This is a genomic window from Streptomyces sp. NPDC005070 (assembly GCF_053600395.1).
Genome location: NZ_JBSFZS010000575.1, coordinates 1 through 1118, shown reverse-complemented (window position 1 = coordinate 1118; position 1118 = coordinate 1). Strand labels below are relative to the sequence as shown.

Genomic DNA, 1118 nt, shown 5'->3' with positions numbered 1-1118 from the left:
TGCTCGAAGAGCTTGGGGGAGCGTGCATGGCGTCGCCGGGCAGACGGGAATTGTCAGACAGGCCCTAGAGGACGACGTCCGCCTGACACGGGGACAGCCCGCGTGACAGGGTCGGCGGTGATCGAAGACGACAGCGGCAAAGGGGCTTCCGTGGACACGCGAACGTGGGACACGCTGGTCAGCTCGATGAAGAGCACCTACGTCAAGGGAGTGCGCGAGGGTGCGGTGCCCCGGCCGGTGATCATGCCGCTCGTGCGGGGCGAGCTGGTCGGGCTGGTCTGGGTGCGCCCGACCGAGCCCGGCGCCGACGCGCTCACCGGCATCGCGGCGCTGTCGAACATCGCCGCGGCGGCCGGCGCGGACGAGGTCGTCCTGGCCTGGGAGACCCAGGAGGTGGCCACGGCCTGTGAGCTGCCCGCCGTCGGTCCCTCCCCGTGTCTGAACATGGTCCGCGCCACCCCGGACGGGCATGTGCTGCACCAGTTCCCCTACACGGAGGAGTCCTCGTCCCCGTCCGCCGGTACCGCTACCGGGGAGAAGGACGCGACCGCGCTCGACTGGGGTCGGGCCCCCGCGCCACGACCGGACGGCGAACTGCCACCCCCGGTCAAGGCCGCCGTGGAGTACGCGTTCACTCCGATGGAGCTGGACCATCCCAACCCTTTCGGCGTCACCGTCGTCCTCATGGAGGAGGACGGCTACACCGTGCGCCTGACCGACGTTTTCGACCACTGAAGTTGCCCGTGCGACGCGCCTGCCCGGCTCCCGGCCCCTAGGCTGACCAGGCGCGGCAAAGCTCCGCGCGCCCTCGCGGGCGGTCCGTGATCGCAGCACAGGAGGAACCGTGTCCGGTCAGTTCGAGGCGACAACCGAGATCAACCGCCCCATCGAGGAGGTCTTCGCCTACCTCGCCGCCGGCACGAACGACCCAGAGTTCAGCCCGAGGGTGCAGGCGATCACGAAGGCTCCGGAGGGCCCGACGGCCGTCGGCACCGTCTTCACCAGCACGGTCAAGGACGCCGGTATGAAGACGGGCCGGCAGTTCCGATCACCATGATCCAGCCGGCGAACCAGCCGAAGGAGGGGTTCGACAGGCGCGAGGACCACTGGTAGATCGC

General features: G+C 69.8%; 1 protein-coding gene and 1 pseudogene. Both read left to right on the top strand.

Annotation, left to right across the window (positions count from 1 at the left end; all coding sequences use genetic code 11):
* Positions 1-150: 150 nt before the first annotated feature.
* The gene (locus ACWEBX_RS41275; RefSeq protein WP_451889798.1) at positions 151-735 is read left to right on the top strand and encodes a hypothetical protein; all 585 of its coding nucleotides are present in this window, start codon (positions 151-153) and stop codon (positions 733-735) included.
* Between the two features lie 109 nt (positions 736-844).
* Positions 845-1048 (top strand): annotated as a pseudogene (locus ACWEBX_RS41270) (SRPBCC family protein); the annotation flags it as partial.
* Positions 1049-1118: the final 70 nt, after the last annotated feature.